12 protein-coding genes are annotated in these 20,565 nt (G+C 57.5%); 4 read left to right on the forward strand and 8 right to left on the reverse strand.

Features of this window, described 5'->3' with window-relative positions; translation table 11 throughout:
* Positions 1 to 3 precede the first annotated feature (3 nt).
* The 7 genes from SHIM_RS15300 to SHIM_RS15330 all read right to left on the reverse strand — a co-directional run bounded on the left by SHIM_RS15300 (position 4) and on the right by SHIM_RS15330 (position 8,558).
* Positions 4 to 894, reverse strand: a complete 891-nt coding sequence (locus tag SHIM_RS15300) for a 2-dehydro-3-deoxygalactonokinase (protein ID WP_054003552.1) — start codon at positions 892 to 894, stop codon at positions 4 to 6.
* A 3-nt stretch (positions 895 to 897) separates the two neighbouring features.
* The gene (locus SHIM_RS15305) at positions 898 to 1,659 is read right to left on the reverse strand and encodes an SDR family NAD(P)-dependent oxidoreductase (RefSeq protein WP_054003553.1); all 762 of its coding nucleotides are present in this window, start codon (positions 1,657 to 1,659) and stop codon (positions 898 to 900) included.
* Entirely contained in the window at positions 1,659 to 3,368 is a 1,710-nt protein-coding gene (locus SHIM_RS15310; protein ID WP_054003554.1) for an IlvD/Edd family dehydratase, read from the reverse strand. Before SHIM_RS15310 ends, SHIM_RS15305 begins: the two co-directional genes overlap by 1 nt.
* Complete coding sequence (locus SHIM_RS15315; RefSeq protein WP_054003612.1) at positions 3,365 to 5,419, reverse strand: alpha-galactosidase; 2,055 nt, start codon at positions 5,417 to 5,419, stop codon at positions 3,365 to 3,367. The genes SHIM_RS15310 and SHIM_RS15315 overlap by 4 nt, the downstream gene beginning before the upstream one ends.
* 8 nt (positions 5,420 to 5,427) lie before the next feature.
* A complete protein-coding gene (locus tag SHIM_RS15320) occupies positions 5,428 to 6,276 on the reverse strand; it encodes a carbohydrate ABC transporter permease (RefSeq protein WP_054003555.1) in 849 nt (282 codons plus the stop codon).
* 1 nt (position 6,277) lies between these two features.
* Positions 6,278 to 7,204, reverse strand: coding sequence for a carbohydrate ABC transporter permease (locus SHIM_RS15325; RefSeq protein ID WP_054003556.1), 927 nt, complete (start codon positions 7,202 to 7,204; stop codon positions 6,278 to 6,280).
* 97 nt (positions 7,205 to 7,301) lie between these two features.
* On the reverse strand, positions 7,302 to 8,558 hold the full coding sequence (locus SHIM_RS15330; RefSeq protein ID WP_054003557.1) for an ABC transporter substrate-binding protein: 1,257 nt from the start codon (positions 8,556 to 8,558) through the stop codon (positions 7,302 to 7,304).
* Positions 8,559 to 8,706: 148 nt separating this feature from the next.
* Here SHIM_RS15330 and SHIM_RS15335 point away from each other — a divergent pair, with 148 nt between their 5' ends.
* From SHIM_RS15335 to SHIM_RS15350, 4 genes are all read left to right on the forward strand, one after another.
* Entirely contained in the window at positions 8,707 to 9,501 is a 795-nt protein-coding gene (locus tag SHIM_RS15335) for an IclR family transcriptional regulator (protein ID WP_054003558.1), read from the forward strand.
* Complete coding sequence (locus SHIM_RS15340; protein WP_054003559.1) at positions 9,498 to 10,556, forward strand: ABC transporter ATP-binding protein; 1,059 nt, start codon at positions 9,498 to 9,500, stop codon at positions 10,554 to 10,556. The genes SHIM_RS15335 and SHIM_RS15340 overlap by 4 nt, the downstream gene beginning before the upstream one ends.
* Before the next feature lie 428 nt (positions 10,557 to 10,984).
* Entirely contained in the window at positions 10,985 to 11,365 is a 381-nt protein-coding gene (locus SHIM_RS15345) for an aegerolysin family protein (RefSeq protein WP_054003560.1), read from the forward strand.
* A 247-nt stretch (positions 11,366 to 11,612) separates the two neighbouring features.
* Positions 11,613 to 17,918, forward strand: coding sequence for an FG-GAP-like repeat-containing protein (locus SHIM_RS15350; RefSeq protein ID WP_054003561.1), 6,306 nt, complete (start codon positions 11,613 to 11,615; stop codon positions 17,916 to 17,918).
* Between the two features lie 85 nt (positions 17,919 to 18,003).
* On the opposite strand, the gene SHIM_RS15355 is transcribed toward SHIM_RS15350, so the two are convergent.
* The gene (locus tag SHIM_RS15355) at positions 18,004 to 20,448 is read right to left on the reverse strand and encodes a GcvT family protein (RefSeq protein ID WP_054003562.1); all 2,445 of its coding nucleotides are present in this window, start codon (positions 20,446 to 20,448) and stop codon (positions 18,004 to 18,006) included.
* Positions 20,449 to 20,565 lie beyond the last annotated feature (117 nt).

A 20,565-nucleotide genomic window follows, 5' to 3' on the forward strand; every position in this document is an offset into this window, starting at 1 on the left:
GTGTTACCCCAAAAGGTTGCGCGCGGCAGACAGCCCCGCAATGGTCATTTCCTGACATTCCGCAATGGTGGCGAAACCACCCTGCGTTTTAAGCGCCTTGGCGTAAACCTCAGACAGAGCGGCATCGCCAATCACTGCGATGTTTTGGCCAAGCCAGTAAGGTTTTGACGCCGCCAATTCCGCGCCAAGCAACAGCCCCGAAAGCCGCGCACGCGCGGCGGACGCAGGCGTGGCATTCAACAGATCACTCGCACGAATGCCAAACAATTCACCTGCCAAACTCTCTGGTCGCGATAGTGTCTGGTCCAGCCCGTCTTCAAACGCGGCGTCATCCCAACCGCCGCCCACCGAATGCTGCAAAACGCTGGATTTACTCAACAACGCAAACATTTCACCAGTCATAAAGGTGCGAAAACTCACCACTTCATCGGCGCTGACATGTACCCACTTTGTGTGCGTTCCCGGCAGGCAAATTACGCCATCCCATTTCGGCGTCCGTGCCAAAAATCCAGCAACCTGTGTCTCTTCGCCACGCATCACATCTGCAGGTTTCTCCTGCTTAAGGCCCGGCACCACAAAAACCCGCACCCGCGCATCTGTGCCCGGCACTTGCACCGCGTGTCCCGCCAACGGCGCACTGGGGACCGTCGCATATGGCGCCTCGACCCAGCCTTGCCGCGCACCAACCATGCCGCAGGCCACGACGTCCGTGACTCGCGCGCCAAGCCAGTCACCAATCAACGCCATCAACGCCGGTCCGAACTCGGACTTCTCCAGCCGCGCCATACCGTGATCTGATTGTGCCTCCGCCAGAACAGTTTCCCCCGACATCGCATAGGCCCGCAGGTTCGACGTGCCCCAATCAACCGCAATCCATTCCGCCGTCACAGTCATGATTTACCCCGACACCACTACGCCGCCGTCCACGGCCATTGTTTGTCCGGTCATCATCCGGCTTGCGTTGGACGCCAGATAAAGCGTCGGATCGATCATATCCTCTGGCTTCAGATGTTCCTTGAGACACATCTTGTTCATGTGATCGTCCAGATCCTCAGGGCTTGCCCACATATCCAATTGCTTCTGCGTCAGAACCCAGCCGGGGGCCAATGCGTTCACCCGAATACCTTTGGGGCCAAGTTCGCGCGCCAGCGAGCGTGTCATACCGGTGATGCCTGCATTCGCCGTCGTGTAAATCGGATAGCCAGCATTGCCCATCATATAGCTGATCGAGCTGAAATTGATCATCGCGCCACCGGCTTGCATGTGTCGCGCCGCTTCTTGGCAGGCAAAGAAGTAAGCTTTCAGGTTTACCGCCTGCATCCAGTCGAAGAATTCTTCGTCCACCTCATCGAGGCTGTGGCGTTTGTCGTTGGCGGCATTGTTCACCAAAACGTCCAACCCGCCATGCTCACCTACGGCCTGCTGAATGGATTCGCGCAAACGCGGCACATCGGCGATATCGCCCTGCATAAACAAAGGTGTCGCGCCATGTTTGGCTTCCATCTCGGCAACGAAATCATCTGCCGCGCTCCGGCCAATAATCGCCACTTTGGCACCTTGCGCCATGAACCCGTCCGTCAGCGCCGCGCCAATACCGCTTGCACCGCCGGTGATGTAGACTGACTTGCCTTTGAGGTCGGGGAAAATCGTTCCAGTCATCAGTGGCTCTCTCTCGTTACAGGTCGGGTGTCTTTGCCGACAAGAAAATCCAAATCCGCGCCCTGATCTGCTTGCAGGACATGGTCGATATACATGCTCGCATAGCCGCGCGTGTAATGTTTGGCAGGCTCTTCCCACCCCGCGCGCCGCGCTGCAAGCTCTTCTTCTGCAACCAACAATTCCAGAACGCCACCCTTGGCCGAAACCTTGATCCGGTCGCCGGTTTGCACAAGCGCAATAGGCCCGCCCGCCGTCGCCTCTGGCGCCACATGCAGGATCACCGTGCCAAACGCCGTGCCACTCATACGTGCATCCGACACCCGCACGATATCGCGCACGCCTTGTTTGACCAGCTTGGCGGGAACCGGCATATCGCCCACTTCGGGCATCCCCGGATAACCCTTGGGACCACAGTGTTTCAGCACCAGAATGCTGTTTTCATCCACGGGCAGATCATCGCGGTCGATATTGGCCTTTAGCTCTTCGATGCTCTCAAACACATAGGCTTCGCCTTCGTGCTCCAGCAGGTGATCGGACGCAGCCGAGGGTTTCACAATCGCGCCTCTGGGGGCCAGATTGCCCTTCAAAACCCGCAAGCCAGCGGCCGGCTTGCGCGGTGCGTCAAAGGCGTGGATCACGTCGCGATTGTACGTCTCGGCATCCTCATAGTAATGCGAAATATCCTTGCCCATAACTGTCGGCGCCGCGCGCAACAGATGGCTAACTTCTTTCAACACCGCAGGCACGCCGCCTGCATAACAGAAGTCTTCCATCAGGTATTTTCCCGACGGCATACAGTTAACCAACAGCGGAATTTCGGACCCGATCTCAAAATCGCTGAGGTCAAGATCGATGCCGACGCGCCCCGCCAAAGCCAGGAGGTGCATTACGGAATTTGACGACCCGCCCAGCGCCGCATTGGCGATTATCGCGTTCTCGAAATTCTCACGCTTCAAAACATCAGACAGCTTCAGGTCCTCGTCCACCATCTCGACAATCCGCTTGCCTGTCATATGCGCCAAAGCCATGCGCCGCGCGTCCACCGCAGGCAGCGAGCCATTCATTGGCAACGACATTCCCATCGCCTCAACCAGCGATGACATTGTCGAGGCCGTGCCCATGGTCATGCACACCCCTTTGGACCGGCTCATGCCGGACTCGGTGGCCATGAAATCCTTAAGCGTCATGTCGCCCGCTTTCACGTCCATCGCGAACTTGCGCACATCCGTGCCGGAGCCCAAATCGCGGCCTTTCCACTTGCCAGACAACATCGGGCCAGAGCTTACGACGATCGTCGGCAAATCCACCGACGCTGCGCCCATCAACTGCCCCGGCGTGGTCTTGTCACAGCCGCCCAGCAAGACAACACCGTCCATGCCATAGGCGCGGATGCTCTCTTCCACATCCATCGACAACAGGTTGCGAAACAGCATCGCGGTCGGCTTCATCTGGGTTTCGCCCAGCGACATCACCGGAAACTCGACCGGAAAACCACCCGCATCCCAAACGCCGCGTTTCACACCTTCGGCCAACTCACGCAGACCCGAGTTGCACGGCGTCAGTTCGCTCCATGTGTTGCAAATGCCAATCACTGGTCGGCCGTCAAAAGCATGATCCGGATAGCCTTGGTTCTTCATCCAGCTGCGTCGGATAAAGCCGTCCTTGTCCATCATGCCATACCAGTCCTGTGACCGGCGCTTCTTCGTCATATCTTCGTTCCTTCGACCACCCACAAACGGTCCGGAAAGGACCACGGCAGGATCAAACCTTGTTGCATCAGCTGCTGACCTGTCAGGACCATCGGCCCTTCTTTCAGCGGAATAGAAATCCGGCTCAGGTGGTTGGCCTCATCACGATTGATAAGCGCCACCTTGTAACGCGCCTCAGCCTCAAGCGCGGTCAGGCGCAGCGGGCGCGGCATGTTCTGCTTGCCACTCGCGGCTTTGCCCGCAAAAACCACAAACTGCGTGCCATCCGCCGCCAATTGCTGTTCTGCGATCACGCTTGGATCGGCGCTGTCCAGCCGCAGGATATCGGCCCCCATGCGCCAGTCGCGGTTGGCTTTCCACCACGCCGTGACCCGCGTCAAAACCTCGGCTTCGTCGTCGGTCAACTCGCGCGGGTCCATCTCAAACCCCATGTGGCGCTGCGCTGCCACCCAAGCGCGGAACCGGATGTCATGCACGCGCCCCGACGTATGACAATGACGCGGTCCAACGTGGCTGCCAGTGACCGCCGCCGGCAACATCAGCGCTGCATCATGTTGAATGCGCAACCGCTCCAGCGCATCGTTGCTGTCGCTCAGCCAAACCCGCTGTGTGTGCTGCAAGATACCCGCGTCGATCCGACCGCCGCCCGAGGCGCAGCTCTCGATTTCCACCTGTGGGAAATCCGCCCGCAACCGCGCCAAAAGCGCATAGATACCATCGCCTTGCGCCGCATCCGCAACCGGCAACAGGCGGTTGTGATCCCACTTGATGTAATCAATGTCATGCGTCGACAGCACCGCTGCGATCTTGTCATAAAGATAGCTGCGCACCTCAGGATTGCTCAGATCCAACACGCGTTGCTGACGTCCCTCAACCTGATCGGCGCGACCCAAGATCCAATCGGGATGGGCGCGTGCCAGATCGCTGTCCATATTGACCATCTCGGGCTCAAACCACAGGCCAAAGACCATGCCCAGCGCCTGAACGTGATCAATCAGCGGCGTCAGCCCATCGGGCCATTTGCGCGGATCAATGTCCCAATCGCCCAAGGACGATGTGTCATCATCACGTTTGCCAAACCAGCCGTCGTCCAGCACAAACCGCTCGGCCCCCAATGCCGCAGCCCGATCGGCAATCGCCGCCAGTTCTGCAAAATCATGGTCGAAATAGATCGCTTCCCAGCAATTGTAATGTACTGGCCGAGGTCGATCAGGATGCGGCCAGGTGATCAACGCATCGCGCAGATGCCGCTGAAACGCCACGGCGCAGCCATTCAGACCCGTCTCCGACGCCGCCAGATACAGTGTGCCGGTCTCAAATTCGGTGCCCGCTGCGCGCGTGCCAGTGGCGTGGCCAAATTGAATTTGACGCCGCCCATCGGGCTGCTCGTCGGCATACATCACATGGCCACCGGACCAGCCATAATGCATGGCAAAAACGATACCACGCGTGCTTGTCGCGCCGGTCTCGGGGAAATAGGCAATTGGCGGCGTCTCATGACCGGACCGCCCCCCCCGCGCCTCGCGCATATGGGTGCCGACCCGCCATGGCGCACGCTCCATTTGAAACTCGCCAATCCAGCGGCCTGAGAAATCCAAAATCTCGTCGGCAAACTGCGGTCCCGGCATCGCGGGCGCCGCCAAATGGTGCAGAGTGATTTCACGATCCGAAGTTAAAGACGTCGACGCCGCAATCACCGCGCCCTGCACCTCAAACCGAAAGGTCAGTGTCAGCCCCAACTCCGCGTCACGACAGACAAACTCGCCGCCGTTGCCGGACACAAACGCAAACCGAGGATACATCGGCGCACCGTCCCGATAGGCCTTGATCCCCGGCTGCCCCTGAAAGCTGTCGCCCTCTTCAGGGCACAGCGAAAGCTCCGGCAAGGAATCAATCATCCCACCCGTCACATCGCGTTTGGCCGCATCACAAATCGCGCCCAAATCCTGATCCTCAGGCAGCGATGGCCCCCAATAGACGGCCACCGGTGTCCGCCCGTCCGAGGCCAGCACCAGCGTCTGACCCGGCGCATCAATGCGCCAGGACTGCATCGTTTTGTTCACTTCACGGCTCCCAGGGTGAGACCTGCAATAAAGTGTTTCTGCATCAGGAAGAACATCGCCACAGGTGGCAACGCCGCCACGATCGAGCCCGCGCTCATCATGTGATAGGCCGCACGGAACTGCGCGTTAAAGCTGGTGATCCCTGCGGTCACTGGCTGGCTGTCGGGCCCTTGTGTCAGAACAATCGCCCAGAAATAGTCGTTCCAGATGAAGGTGAAGATCAACACCGACAAAGCCGCCAGCGCAGGCTTCATCAAAGGCAGAACCACATACCAGAAGATCTTGATTTCGCTCACACCTTCGACGCGCGCCGCTTCGATCAACTCAAACGGCAAAGCACGGATAAAGTTGCGCATGAACAGCGTACAGAACCCCGTCTGAAACGCCACATGGAACAGCACCAGACCCGCTTTGGTGTCATACAACCCAAGGCTCAATGTCAGGTCCCGCACCGGCACCATCAGGATCTGAAACGGCACAAAGTTACCGGCGACAAACAAAAAGAAGATCCAAATGTTGGCACGGAATTTGTACACGCCCAGCGCAAAGCCCGTCATCGAAGACAAAGCCACAGCACCAATCACCGTCGGGATGGTGATCATGAAAGAGTTCAGCAAATAGCGCGGCATATCGGAGTTGAAGAACACCTGCCCATAGTTGGTCAGGCCCTCAAAGCTCGAAGGTACACCCCAGTAGTTGCCAGAACTAAAGTCCGCACCCGGTTTTATCGAGAACAGCGCCACAGCCAACAAAGGCGCAAGCCAAAGCAAAAGCACAACGGGCAGCAGCGATTTATAGGCGAACTGTGCGCCAGCAGATTGTTTTTCTATCGGTTGAGGAAACATCTCAGTGGCCCTTCTCTTCGCGATACATCGACCACAGGAAGTAGGCGATGAAGACCATCATGATCAGGAACAGCACCACAGCGATGGCAGCACCGTACCCCATGCGGAACCCGTATTCGGACAAGGCGACTTCGAACATGTAGTAAGCCAGCACGCGGCTGGACCCGAACGGCCCGCCCTCGGTCATGATCGACACCAAATCAAAGCTGCGCAGCGCGCCAATGATGGTGACGACAAATGCAATAAATGTGGCAGGACGCAGTTGCGGCAGAATGATGTGCCACAGCATCCGCAGGCCCTTGGCGCCATCCAGACGACCGGCTTCGATCTGCTCTGGATCCACGGCGTTCAAACCGGTCAAATACAGGATCATGCAATACGCCGTTTGTGGCCACAGACCGGCGATGATGATGCCATAGGTCACAAGATTTTCGTTGCCCAGCACGTTGATCGGCCCAAGATTGATCCAGCCCAGCATCGTGTTGAGCAGGCCAAAGTTGGGGTCATAAAACCAGCTGAACACCAGCCCGACCACCACTTGCGAAATCACAAACGGAAAGAAAAACAGAGACTTATACAGACGAATGCCGCGCACTGTCTGATTGAGGAACAGCGCGATGAAAAGCCCCGCAGGGATCGCCAGCAAATACATCACCAGCCAGATCACGTTGTTCTTCAACGAAATAAAGAACGCGTCGCGGTCGACATATTCCCAATACAGCTGCTCATAGTTGCTCAGGCCGACGTATTCCGCCTTACCAAGCCCGTCCCACTCATAAAGCGACAGGTTGAACGACTGGAAAATCGGCGCAATCACATAGACTGAAAAGAACAAGATACCCGGCGCCAGAAAAAGCCACGGCGCTATTTTTTGCTGGTTGCGATGGAACCAGCTTTCGGTCTCGGGAATGTCGGATGCTACGGTCATAAAGGGTGCCCGGTTTTTGAGGGGGACAAGGCGGAGGAAATCCCCGCCTTGTCAATTTCAAGTGAGACCCACGCGCCAAGGCGCGCAGGTGAAACACTTATTTGTAGATGCGACCGCGTGCGCGCTCGAGTTTCGCCAGGATTTTGTCCAGCTCGTCTGGCTTGACCATGAACTCCTGGAAACCTTCCATGGATGCTTTGGCCATCTCTGCAGGTGCATCGCGATCCCAGAACTGGGCAACGCCGCCGGTAGAGTTGGTGGAAAGCATCTTGAAGCCCTGCTGCAGGAACTTGTCTTCATCAACAGAAGAGCCAGCATTCACAGGCAACTGACCGAGGTTTTTGCCGTTGTTAATGATGGTCTGCTCTTCAGCCGAAGTTGCAAAGCGCAGGAATTCACGTGCAGCTTCTTTGTTCTTGGCGTTTGCAGGGATGTGGAATGTATCTGTCGGAGCATCTTCCGACAAAGCCACGTCTGGGTTGATCATTGGGAACTGGTAGAAGTCCAGTTGATCATCCGTCAGGCCCGCTTCGCGCAGCGGAGCCACAGCAAAGTTACCCATCAGGTAGGCAGCAGCTTCGCCTTTGACCATGAACGGCAGCGCTTCCTGCCAGCTGTAGGTCTGGTGATCAGCCACAAAGCCGCCCATGTCGATCAGCTCTTTCCAGTTCATGAAAGTCTGCTTCACGCGCTCGTCAGTCCAAGCAACTTTACCTGCGGCCAGATCCATGTGGAAATCAAAGCCGTTTGTGCGCATGTTCATGTAGTCAAACCAGCCGCCAGCAGTCCAAAGGTACTTGGTACCAATGGTATAGCAAGCACGGCCCGAGTCGACGATCTTGGCGCAGTTTGCTTTTTCTTCGTCCCAAGTGGTTGGCTCAGACAGACCCAGCTCGGCAAAGATGTCTTTGCGGTAGTAAACACCCCACTGGTAGTAGGTATAGGCAACGCCCCACTGCTTGTCGTCAATGGTCAGCGCACCTTTGGTGGATGCCAGACCTTCGGCCATTGCCGGCTCTGCATAGAGGTCGGAAACATCTTCAAACAGGCCCGCTTCTACGTATGGACGCATGCGGTTGGCCGCGTACCAAGTGGCAACGTCTGGCGCGTTCGCGGTCAGAAAGTTGCGGATCTGTGTTTTATACGCTTCGCGATCGATCACCGTTGTTTCGATGTTCAGATCGGGGTGCTTCTCCCCAAAGCGACCAATCATGGCTTCCATCGTGGCGCGAGGCGCCGGGTTCGATGTGTCCAAGAAGATTGTCAGATCGCCCGACAGCTCTGCCGAAGCAGGCACTGCAAACGACGATACGACCGCGGCCACGGCAGCGGTGGTTTTGATTTTGGAAAGCATTGTGTCCTCCCTGTGCTCCAAAATTCATGCAAGTTTTGGTTTCATTATTTGAAACCGCGTTTTACATATTGAAATCTACACACGGAGTCGGCTAGCTTGTCAACAGATTCTTAGGCGCAAGCCTGAGACGAGGAGGAGAAAAACACCCATGTCAGGGGACGGAACAGTTGGCAAAGCACTGGACGTGCTGGATCAGGTTGCGGCTTACAAGCGGCCTGTGCGCTTTGGTGAATTGCAAGACAACAGCGCCTATCCCAAAGCGACGCTATATCGCTTTCTGCAAACCCTGACCAATCAGGGCATGCTGTCCTACGACGCGGACCGCCAAACCTATGCGCTGGGGATGCGCCTTGTGCGTCTTGCGCACGCAGCCTGGACCACAAGCTCACTCGCCCCCATCGCGCGCCCGCACCTTGATGCGCTTTCCGCTGAGATCGGCGAAACCGTGCACCTTGCCCAACTGGACGCCTCGCAAGTGCTCTATGTGGACAAACGCAACGCCCGCCAACCGGTCGAAATGTATTCGCAGGCTGGAAAAGTCGGCCCCGCCTATTGCACCGGTGTTGGCAAAGCCATGATGGCCTTTTTGGGCGAGGCTGAACTGGACCGTGCGATCCAACAACAAAGCTTTCACCGCTTCACACCAACAACTTTGGCATCAGAAGCCGAACTGCGCGCGGAGCTCGCCAACATCCGCGCGCGCGGATATGGGTTTGACCGCGAAGAACACGAACCCGGCATCGTCTGCGTGGCGGTGCCAATCCTGACCAAAAACGGCCGCCCCCTTGGCGCGCTCTCGGTCACCGGCCCCACAAGCCGGACCTCATTGGAACAACTCGAAGACTGGGCGCCCCGTGTGATCGACACCGCGACCCGCATTGGTCGCGAAGCGCAGGCTTGGCGGTTCCCAGAAACACGACAACAAAAGGTGATGAACCCATGACAGGTGTAACGCTCAAAGGCGCGATCAAACGCTACGGCGAAACTCAGGTGATCCACGGCATCGACCTCGACATCGAAGACGGCGAGTTTTGTGTTTTTGTAGGCCCCTCGGGCTGTGGCAAGTCAACGCTTTTGCGGATGATTGCCGGTCTGGAAGAGACCACAGAAGGCCAAATCGGCATCGGTCAGCGCGACGTGACCCATGTTGACCCAGCCAAACGCGGCGTGGCCATGGTGTTCCAAACCTACGCGCTTTATCCGCACATGAGCGTGGCGGAAAACATGGGTTTCGGTCTGCGCATGAATGGCCATCCGAAACCCGAAATCGAAGAAAAAGTCGCCAAGGCCAGCGCGATTCTGAAACTCGACCCTTATCTCTCGCGCAAACCCAAAGCGCTTTCGGGTGGTCAACGTCAGCGGGTTGCCATTGGCCGCGCCATTGTCCGTGGCCCCGAAGTCTTCCTGTTTGACGAGCCGCTCTCCAACCTTGATGCGGAACTGCGTGTCGAAATGCGCGTGGAAATTTCCCGCCTGCATCAGGAAATCGGCGCCACCATGATCTATGTGACCCACGATCAGGTCGAAGCCATGACAATGGCAGACAAGATCGTCGTGCTGCGCGACGGTATGATCGAACAGGTTGGCGCGCCGCTTGATCTTTACCGTGATCCCAACAACCGCTTTGTCGCCGGTTTCATCGGCTCGCCTGCGATGAACTTCCTTGAGTGCGATGTGGTGGACGGCAATCTGGTTCATCCCGCCTTTAGCACCCCGCAGGCCTCCCCGGTTGCGCTACGCGAAGGCATGAGCAAGGTGACCGTTGGCATCCGTCCCGAACACATCGAACTCGACCACAGCGCGGAGGAGCTGAAGATCGAGTTGACCGAAGCCCTCGGCGGGGTCAGCTATTGTTATCTCTCGTCCCCAAACGGGGAGCAGATGATCGTCGAAGAACGCGGCGACACCCGCAGCCCCGAGGGTGAAACCGTCGGTCTCAGCGTGGACACCAAACGTCTTTACCTGTTTGACAGCGACACCGGCCTGCGGATCCGCTGACGCCTGTGTGCATTTGCGGCGTCAGTCCGCCCAAAAGATCGCGGTTTTGATCACACCACGATCCTGGGCAATCACACATCGGATCCGATAAGGAAGTCGCTACAAAAAAGGCCCGTCAGATCGGCGGGCCTTGGCACTTATATACGCTTGGGGCGGCACGATCCGGGTCAAGTGCCCTTAACCCAAAGTGCCTTGGCGGCACGGTCTGCGTGCAGCCCGAAACACCGGCAAATGTCCCCTTTTTCCACATAATTTACTTCGACCCAATCGCGCCGCGACATGCGTGCCCACGCCCGCCATCCCGCGCCACACCATCGCAAATCAGTTGACGTAAGGGGAAGAAAATCGCAACCTAAAGTAGAAGTATTTGGCGTTAAGACACTACCCCCCTTTTTATTGCACTCCATTTTCAAGAAAGTAGGCCCCTTATGTCCGGCGATATGCAATTCCATTGTACGATTGTGAACAGCACCAACGGAACGATGACCTTGGTAGGCTCCCCTTCTGCCTCCTCTGGTCACGCTGCCACCGCACCGACAACCATCGCCAAGGGCGCCACAGCCAAATTTTCGGCCCTTGGAACCGACGGCACTATGACGGGGGCCGTGGGTAGCTTTGAATACACCCTTGATGATGCAAGCATCTGGAAATTCACATACGACATCCCGTATTCGGGAAGCAACTCTGGCAGCGTCGGATACGTCAAAGGCGGAAGCGCCGGGTCGTGGACCGTGACAAACTCTCCCGCGAGTTTCCCAAGCGGCGATTCCGTGAGTGTGACAACAACATTTACCGGGCCCAACAACTGATCCGACCGATCTATCCCGACGCTCCGCTGAATGACAGGCGCGTCGGGGTCCCACAGGCCGGATCGCTTGACCCGTGCCATGATCCCGCCAACCGCGGCCAGCCATCATTCTGGCGAACCGTTATGACCGACGCGGCGCTGTCTGGGACTTGAATCTTGACGCGCGGCTTACGTCCGCCTCCCTGCTCGGCACACGACCAAGCGGTCCGTTTGCCTGCAATTGAATGCTGCGAAAAAGGAATTCAAACATGGTATATGTGATCCGCCCTGTTGGCGCCCAACCAGACCAATCCGAATTTGCCCGTTCAAGCAAAGGGTGTGCAAGCAAAGCGTGTGCGGCCAGTAAAACTCCAACACCGGCCAGCTCAAACGCTTGGCGCCTTGGCGCGCTCACTGGGGCCTTGGTGATGCTATTCGTCGCTGCGGGCGGCCCTTCGATGTCCCAAAACGCGGAAACCGCCACAGAAACCGTGGTGCCCGGAAGCCTCGCAGGCAAGGCGACTGTCGATCAGAACGGGGCGTTTTCATATTCCATCCCCATCAAAATGCCACCGGGGATCAACAAACTTCATCCAAACCTGAACCTGACTTACAACAGCCAATCCGGCAACGATTTGTTGGGGGTGGGCTGGAACCTGTCCGGGCTCGCGCTGATCAAACGGACCGGTCAGATCATTGCCATTGATGGCATGTCCACGCCGGTGAAATACGATCAGACAAACGACCGGTTTGCGTATCAGGGGCGACGCCTGATCAACACCAGCGGCGTGTATGGCGCCGCCGGCACAACCTATCGTACGGAACTGGATACCTGGAGCAAAGTGACCTCAAACGGTGTCGCGGGTTCGGGGCCGGAATCGTTCACGGTGATCACCAAAGAAGGCCACGTCATGGACTTCGGCGGCTCAGCTGACAGCCGGGCCACGGCTGTCGGCCAGCCAGACGTCCGCGTCTGGCGTCTCAATCAGGTGACTGACCTGAACGGCAACTCCATGACCGTGACTTATACCCAGACCCCGGTCCAGGGTGGGACCTACACAGGGCGGGTGTATCCTGCTCAAATCGCCTATACCGCAAATTCCGGACAAGGCGTCGCGGCCAACCGTTTTGTAAAATTCGCCTATACGGCGCGACCGGATGTGATGACACATTTTCAAGCCGGTCATGTGGTCGAGGAACCTGTTTTGCTGACCGAAGTTCAGACCTTTGTCGGGGACACAATGGTCAGCGCCTACCAGATGTCTTACGACACTTCGCCCACGACCGGACGGTCCAGAGTGACTGCGATCCAGCGCACCGCGATCGGGCAATCTCTGCCGTCGACAGCGTTCGCTTGGCAAAACGGCGGAATTGCCCCTGCCACACAAGGAGGATTTGACGCGGCGGCTGACTGGAACAATGTGTTTACCGAAAGAAATCCGAACTTTCCCTATACTCTGGCGGATGTGAACGGCGATGGCATTCTGGATCTTGTCGCCTTTCAAAACGGCGTGCAGGTCGCAAAGGGGACGACATCGGGGTTTGGCGCGCTTGCTGCCTGGAGTGACCAATTCAGCCTCGAAAGCACGCCATCCTGGCAACCGGACATGCGCCGTCGGCTGGCGGATGTGAACGGCGACGGCCTAAGCGATATCGTCGGGTTCAACGAGCTTGGAACCGTCGTCGCGCTGTCCACCGGATCAGGTTTTGCCGCACCACAGACCTTTGACAACATCTTTGCGATTTCCACAGGCTGGAACGCCCAAACCGACATTTATCTTGGTGACGTCAACGGCGATCACCACACCGACATCGTGGGCTATAAGGACGACGTTGTCTGGGTGGCACTAAGCGGCGCCAACAGTGGCGCGGCATGGTCTGGATTCCCTGCCACCGCCGCAAGTTGGAGTACAGACTTCACCAACGCAGACCCGCTGGTTCTGGCCGACCTTGACGGCGACGGACGCTCCGATGTTCTCGGCTTTGATGGGGCTTCGATGACTGCGGCCTTATCGACATCCACCTCCTTTGACAAAACCGGATTTGACCAGACGCTCGCAGTTCCTCAACCTTGGGACAACACCACACCTCGGATGATTTCGGACGTGAACGGCGATGGTTTGGCTGACATCGTCACCCTCACAGCCGCGGCGCAACAGATCGAAGTCGCCCTGTCAAACGGCGCCGGATTTGAGACTTTTGCAAGCTGGACGCCAAGCACGGCCATAAACTGGACCAACACTCCTGTGATGATGGCGGACGTGAACGGCGATGGTATGGCCGACGTTGTCGCGATCACCGGTCCAAGCATCAACATCGCGACCTCCACTGGTCGGAGTTTCACAATGGCAACGTGGGACCAGACCACGTTGCCTGAACTGGCTTTGGATGCCGGCGGCACGCCAAGTGAAACAACCCGTTTTATGGCCGACATGAATTCCGACGGCATGGCCGACCTGATCGCCTTTGGGAATGCGTGGACCAAAGTGGGTCTGACCGCAGGGGTGAACCCGGACCGCATCACCGGTTTCACCAAATCCACAGGTGCCGTTGGAACCGTGGCATATGCGCCTTTGTCCGATGCGACGGTTTATTCACAAAATTCCAAGTCTGCGCTGGCCCATTTTCAGAACTACCCGCCTCTCATTCAATCGGGAAGCCTGCCAAATTACCGTTCAAGGGCAAATCTGGGCGGGTCTTACTATGTGACGAAATCCTACTCTGTGGCCAACGATCCAAATGCGACTGACAGCACATTCAGCTATCCCTATGAAAAAACGTATTCGGACGCCGTTATGAACCTGCAAGGTCGCGGCTGGATGGGATTTCAGACCGTCGACACCGCGGATAAAAACGCGGGCCGCGAAACCACGATGACTTACAACCAAACATGGCCCTTAACCGGAAAACTGGCATCGGTGACTCTTGCCGCGCCGGCCAATACGGATCCGTCATTTCCTGCGGGCGGTACGGTGTCGGCGCATTACACGACGTACGACCCCGTCAAAACATCCGCAGGCGTCGATCCAAATCAGGTGATTTACGATCCACAAAAAGTGGCGACCCGAACCGATCAATACGACAACGGCGCATATGTCTCGTCTCTTGGCCACACGTTCACCTATGACGATTTTGGCAATGTGGCTGTGTCCGCCAAGCTTGGTTTGGTAACAAAAGCGGCCCCCACAACGCCCAGCGCCGACACCGTATATGAGCTGCATGAGTACGCAAACGATGCCGCAACCTGGCGGCTTGGCTATCCGGTGCATCACAAAGTCAGCGCCACCAACGATCTGACCCAGATTGCAACGTTTCAAACAGGTGACATCAGCCTGATAATCCGCGGATATGACGCAGCCATGAACCTGACGTCAAAGGCGCACTGGGATGACTCCAACGCAGGCACCTTGTCATACGCCTACACCTACGATCCATTTGGCAATCAAATCACCAAATCCCTGCCCTCCAAGGCCACTTTTTCGACCACCTATGACTCCGTTTATCATACGTATCCTGACACGCGGACCAGCCCTCCGAACGAGGCGGGCACATCGCTGACTTGGAATTACGGATATGACCCCCGATTTGGCCTGAACTCGGTCACTATCCAACCCAACCAGCAGCCCAAAATCACCTGCTATGACGGTTTTGGCCGCAAAATGGCGACACAGGGCCCTGCGCCGAACGCTCAGACACCCGTTGTCTTTGATCAGCCCTGCTTCTCCGCGCTCGACACAATTGGCCCAGATGTGGCGCCAAAAGACGTGGTTAACCTCACGACCACCAGCTTTCAGTTGGAAAACAATGTTCCGGTGCAGCAGATAACCCATGTCACCGGTTGGCCAACCGGTGCCGCGCCGACGTCTTTTTGGGACAAGCATTATTCAGACGGGCTTGGTCGACATTATAAAACAATACGCCAGGACCCAGAAAAAGCGGAGAAGACCCTCCGGCTCCTGACCTTTGACTCCAAACACAAAGTTCTGACTTCTGCTGCCCCGTTTTACCCTGCCGACGCACCGGTTTTCGCCACCAACGTTTACGACTCCCAAAGCCGGATACTTAGCGCAACCGCGCCGACAGGTCAGGATGGCACCGCAACAACTTTGACCACATACGACTACAGCGAAACGGCGACGGGTCAGGTTGTCACCAAGGTTCAGGCGGCAAACCAGTCTTACAAATACACCAAGGCCGAGACTTACAGATACGCCGCCAACAAAAGATTCCTCAGCCAGTTGGTGATCCCTGAGGACAACAACGCAACCACCACCTACGAAAGTGATCTCCTCGGACGGCTGACCACCCTCACCCAGCCGGCTGCCGGCACGGCACAGGTTTACACCTTTGCGCGCGATTCACTTGGTAGAATATCGAAAAAGACGCACCCTGATCGCGGTGCCTTTTCCTACCAACACGACAAATTGACGGGCTATTTGGATACGATTTCACAGGCCAACGGCACGGTGACATTGACCCACGACCAACTTGGCCGTGTTCTGTCCCGCGCCTACCCCGATGGCACGCAAATCAGCTACACCTATGACGCGGGAACATTTGGTCAGGGCAATCTGACCACCGCGCAGGTATCTTCTGGCACAACAGCGGAGTCCACTTATGGGTTTGGCTACGACGCCTACCAGCGCAAACAACAGATATCCCTGACGGTGAACGGCCAACCAAATCCCTTCGTGACCCAAAAGACATACACCCCCCAAGGCAGACTGATCTCGCAGACCAATCCGGATCAAAGCACCATCAGCAACGGGTTTGACATGGACCGCCATGTCACAGTGGGGCTTGATGGGGAAACTTATGCGACCTTCAGCGAATTTACGGCGCTCGGGCCACCACAGCGGACCGTTTTTGGCAATAACGTCACCGATACCCGCGCGTATTCTCCGGTTGGGGACATCAACAGCATCGCCATAACCGACCCAAAACCGGCAACGCTGTTTTCCCAGACCTACTCTTGGGACAATCTCAGCAATCTGGCCAGTGTCTCTGGCGCCCCACAACGCACGTTGTCCTATGCCAACCAGCGTTTGACCGGCGTTACAGACAGCGCCACGGGCACCGATTTCACCTTCGGTTATGACACTGCCGGAAACCTGACCCAAGGCTCAGGCGTGACCTTCACCTATGACGGAAACAAAGTGACCGCAGGCACCGAGAACGGCAGTCAGGTGTATTCAGCCGTCTATGACTCTATGGGCAATCTGACTGGCGTGGACCGCGCAGATGAAAGTTGGACGTTCACCTATAACGGCCGCAACCGAATGATCTCCGCCCAGAAAAAGGGCGCCACCGCGAACAGCAAATACATCTACGACTATCGTGGTCGACGCCTTGCCAAATATCAGGCGGACGGAACCGTGTCGCTCTACCCCTCCAGCACATACCAAGAGTTCCAAAACGGCGGCAACACTCTTAAAAACCGTCTGCTTGTCGGGCCAAATGGTCCGCTGGCGCAATCGGCGACAGGTCAGGATATTTCCGGCGGCACCGGAATTCCTTCGACGGCGGAGTCACCGTTGTTTTTGCACAATGATTATCAATATAGCGTGGTCTTAACCACGAACGAGGACAGCGCGAAGGTCACGACCTACGACTACCAACCCTTTGGGCAGGTCACGGCAGCGGGTCCCGACACCGCGGTTTTCAAATATACGGGCAAGGAATTGGACGCCGAAACAGGTCTCTACTATTTTGACGCGCGCTATTATGATCCTGCAACAACACGATTTATGCGCGCCGACAGCCGATTTGGCGGCTCGCCGGTCCAAGCCGACTCTGCCAATTCCTACGCCTTCGTTTTCAACAACCCATCCTCGGGCCGCGATCCGGATGGACATGCCGGACTTAAACTGGCCGGTTGTGTGGGCTCTGCCATCTCCCTGATCGGCGCCACCTCAGCTGGAGTGGTCAGCGACACCGAGGCAAAGGACCCGCCGTCAGTGGGGACCTACACCTCGCAAGGCGTTTCCCTTTTGGGCGGCGCAATCGGAACCGGAATTGCCTGCAAACTGGCCTATGACGCGGCCTATCCGGCCGCTCAGGTAGCGCCAGAAGCAGCTGGTGCCGGTGCCGCCGCCGGTGCCGGTGCCCCCGAGGCAGGCGCAGCAGTTGCTGGCGCACAAGCGGCTGACCCTCTTTTGCCAGCACAGGCCGCGGCCGATTATGGCGCAATGGGTGGTGCGGACGCCGTTGCCGGTTCCGCAGCCGACTCGGTTCCGGTTCTCTCTCAAGCCGCGTCCAGTCAGGCTTTGGGTGCCGCAGAAGAGGCGGGCGGTCTAGACGCCGCCAGTGCAAGTGGAAGCGGAAACGTAGCCAGCTCAAGTCTGGTTCCGGCGGAGTCCGCGGTGCTCGGCGCATCCGAGGCCGCCGCCCCCACCGCTCAGCTTGTGCCTGAAATTGCCAGTTCTCCTGTTGCCGTCAGCACCGCTGCGGAGGTCGTGGGCGGATCATCAGAAGATACCGCAATCAGCGTCGCTGCCACAATCGTTGAGGACGCGCTGATCGAGGAGGCTTTGACAGATGCCTTGATCGTGGCCTTTTCGCCCGTGGGACTTTGAGGCATCAAAAAATCGCGCGACGCAAAGCCCCCGACGAAACAGAGAGAGGCAAATTGCGCGATCAAGTTTGCCCCTCGCCGATGTGTCACGCCCGCATATTCGCGCCATTTGCATCATAAACCGGCGCGCCCTGCACCTCGGCACGCTTCATCTCGCCAAGGATTTCCACCTCCAGTACGGATCCCGCCGCGGCGTGGTCACTGGCGACATAGGCCATCGCCATCGACTTGCCCACGTGATGCGCATAGCCGCCCGAGGTGATGTATCCCACCGCCGCGTCGCCAAGCATCACCGCCTCATCCAGCGTCACGTCGATCTCTGTGTCGATCACCAAAGTCACCAGTTTACGCGCCACTCCATCGTCGCGCGCGGCCTCCGTGGCAGCCTTACCGACGAAATCCTTTTTCCAGTTGATAAAAACGTCCATCCCCGCCTCAACCGCATTGAAATCCGGCCGGAACTCCAGACCCCACGCGCCCCAACCTTTCTCAAGCCGCAAACTCATCAACGCGCGGTTGCCATACCAACGATAGCCAAGATCGGCACCCGCCTCCTCAATCGCCTCTGACAGGCGGATCAAATACTGCGGACGGCAATAAATCTCATAGCCCAACTCGCCCGAGAAACTGATCCGGTTCAGCACCACAGGCACGCCGCCCACATAGGTCTCGCGACAATCGCGGAACGCCATGCCTTCAGCCGACACATCCTCCCGCGTGATCCGACTCAGAAGCTCCCGCGATTTCGGCCCCGACACAGCAATCCCATGCCAGCTTTCGGTCTCGTTGGTGTGGCGCACATCGTCGGGCAAAGTCCTCGCAAAGAACCGCGTATGCGCGTCCTGCATGGCGCCCGACCCGAACAACATGAAATGCTCCTCACTCAAACACACCACCGTCAGATCCCCATAAAGCCGCCCCTTTTCCGTCAGCATCGGGGTCAGCGTCATACGCCCGGGCTTGGGAATAAATCCCGCCATGGTCTTGTTAAGCCACGCCCGCGCACCCGTCCCACGGATCACATGTTTGGCAAAATTCGCGACCTCGATGCCGCCCACACCTGACCGCACCGCAGCACATTCGGCAGCAACATAGTCATGGCTGCGGTTGCGCTCAAACGTCGGGTCTTCATGGGCATCCTCTGGCCCATCCGCGAACCACAACACATGCTCCAACCCGAACGATTGCCCCATGCGGCCCCCTTTGGCGAGCAACCGATCATAAAGCGCGGTCGTTTGCTGTTTGCGCCCCTTTGGAAGCGTCTCATTCGGGAAGGTCATCACAAAGCGGCGCTCATAGTTCTCGGTTGATTTCACCGTACCCCAATCAGGGCTCGCCCAATTGCCAAACCGCGCCACATCCATCGCCCAGACGTCAATCGACGGCTCCCCGTCAATCATCCACTCCGCCATCGTAAGGCCCACGCCCCCGCCCTGACAGAACCCCGCCATAACGCCCACAGCACACCAATAATTCGTCATCCCTGGCACCGGCCCGATCATCGGATTGCCATCAGGCCCAAAGGTGAACGGCCCGTTGATCGCGTCTTTGATCCCCGCATTGGCCAACGCCGGAATGCGTTCAAACCCAAGCTCCAACCGATCCGCAATATGCTCAAGATTTGGCGGCAACAGCTCATGGCCGAACGTCCACGGCGTACCGTCAACTTTCCACGGCACCCCGACTGGTTCATAGGTGCCCAACAACATCCCCTCGCGTTCCTGTCGGAAATAGATATTGGCCTCGTAATCAATCCCGCACGGCAGGCGCGATCCAAAATTGGCGATCTCGTCGATCTTCTCGGTGATCAAATAATGATGCTCCATCGGCTGCACAGGAATGTTCATCCCGCCCATTTTCCCAACCTCGCGCGCCCACAGACCACCGCAATTCACCACATGCTCGGCATTGATCACCCCTTTGGGCGTGGTCACATCCCACGTCCCATCGGCCCGCTGTTCCGTCTTGGTCGCAGGCGTGTGGGTGAAATACTGCGCCCCAAACGTGCGCGCCGCTTTTGCAAAGGCATAGGTCGTGCCGGAAGGATCCAGATCGCCGTCCTGATCATCCCACAACGCCGCATAGTAATGCTTGGGATCAATCAACGGATGCCGCTCAGCCAATTCCTTGGGGCTGATCCATTCCTGATGCAGCCCCATATAGCGCGCCTTGGATCGCTCGCGTTTCAGATAATCGTGCCACGTCTTGTTGGACGCCAGATAAAAACCGCCCGTCATATGCAGACCCACGGAATGGCCCGACAACTCTTCGATCTCTTTATACAGGTCGATGGTATAGCTCTGCAGGCGGCTGATGTTGGGATCGCTGCTGATGGTGTGGATCTGCCCCGCCGCATGCCAGCTGGACCCGCTGGTCAACTCGTCCCGCTCCAGCAGAACCGCATCTTTCCAGCCAAACTTGGCCAGATGAAACAGTATAGAACATCCAACGACGCCGCCGCCGATGATGACCACTTTGGCATGGCTCGGCAGTGGTTTTCCCTGCACGCCCTCTTTGATGACTTCAGGCATCTCCGCCCCTCTCGTTTTTACGCTTTGTTCATACTCTCGCACCGTCGCAATACCGACGTGATGCAGTCGCAATACCGAAGTGCCAAAATCCCTAAACCGTGGCGCACACGCATAGAT

It is taken from the genome of Shimia sp. SK013, from assembly GCF_001292625.1.
In the GTDB taxonomy this organism is placed as follows: Bacteria; Pseudomonadota; Alphaproteobacteria; order Rhodobacterales; family Rhodobacteraceae; genus Shimia.

Coding starts and splice junctions, on each gene's coding strand:
- SHIM_RS15300 (WP_054003552.1), bottom strand. CDS start 894: ATGACTGTGACGGCGGAATGGATTGCGGTTGATTGGGGCACGTCGAAC.
- SHIM_RS15320 (WP_054003555.1), bottom strand. CDS start 6,276: ATGTTTCCTCAACCGATAGAAAAACAATCTGCTGGCGCACAGTTCGCC.
- SHIM_RS15355 (WP_054003562.1), bottom strand. CDS start 20,448: ATGCCTGAAGTCATCAAAGAGGGCGTGCAGGGAAAACCACTGCCGAGC.
- SHIM_RS15330 (WP_054003557.1), bottom strand. CDS start 8,558: ATGCTTTCCAAAATCAAAACCACCGCTGCCGTGGCCGCGGTCGTATCG.
- SHIM_RS15315 (WP_054003612.1), bottom strand. CDS start 5,419: ATGCAGTCCTGGCGCATTGATGCGCCGGGTCAGACGCTGGTGCTGGCC.
- SHIM_RS15340 (WP_054003559.1), top strand. CDS start 9,498: ATGACAGGTGTAACGCTCAAAGGCGCGATCAAACGCTACGGCGAAACT.
- SHIM_RS15310 (WP_054003554.1), bottom strand. CDS start 3,368: ATGACGAAGAAGCGCCGGTCACAGGACTGGTATGGCATGATGGACAAG.
- SHIM_RS15350 (WP_054003561.1), top strand. CDS start 11,613: ATGGTATATGTGATCCGCCCTGTTGGCGCCCAACCAGACCAATCCGAA.
- SHIM_RS15305 (WP_054003553.1), bottom strand. CDS start 1,659: ATGACTGGAACGATTTTCCCCGACCTCAAAGGCAAGTCAGTCTACATC.
- SHIM_RS15345 (WP_054003560.1), top strand. CDS start 10,985: ATGTCCGGCGATATGCAATTCCATTGTACGATTGTGAACAGCACCAAC.
- SHIM_RS15335 (WP_054003558.1), top strand. CDS start 8,707: ATGTCAGGGGACGGAACAGTTGGCAAAGCACTGGACGTGCTGGATCAG.
- SHIM_RS15325 (WP_054003556.1), bottom strand. CDS start 7,204: ATGACCGTAGCATCCGACATTCCCGAGACCGAAAGCTGGTTCCATCGC.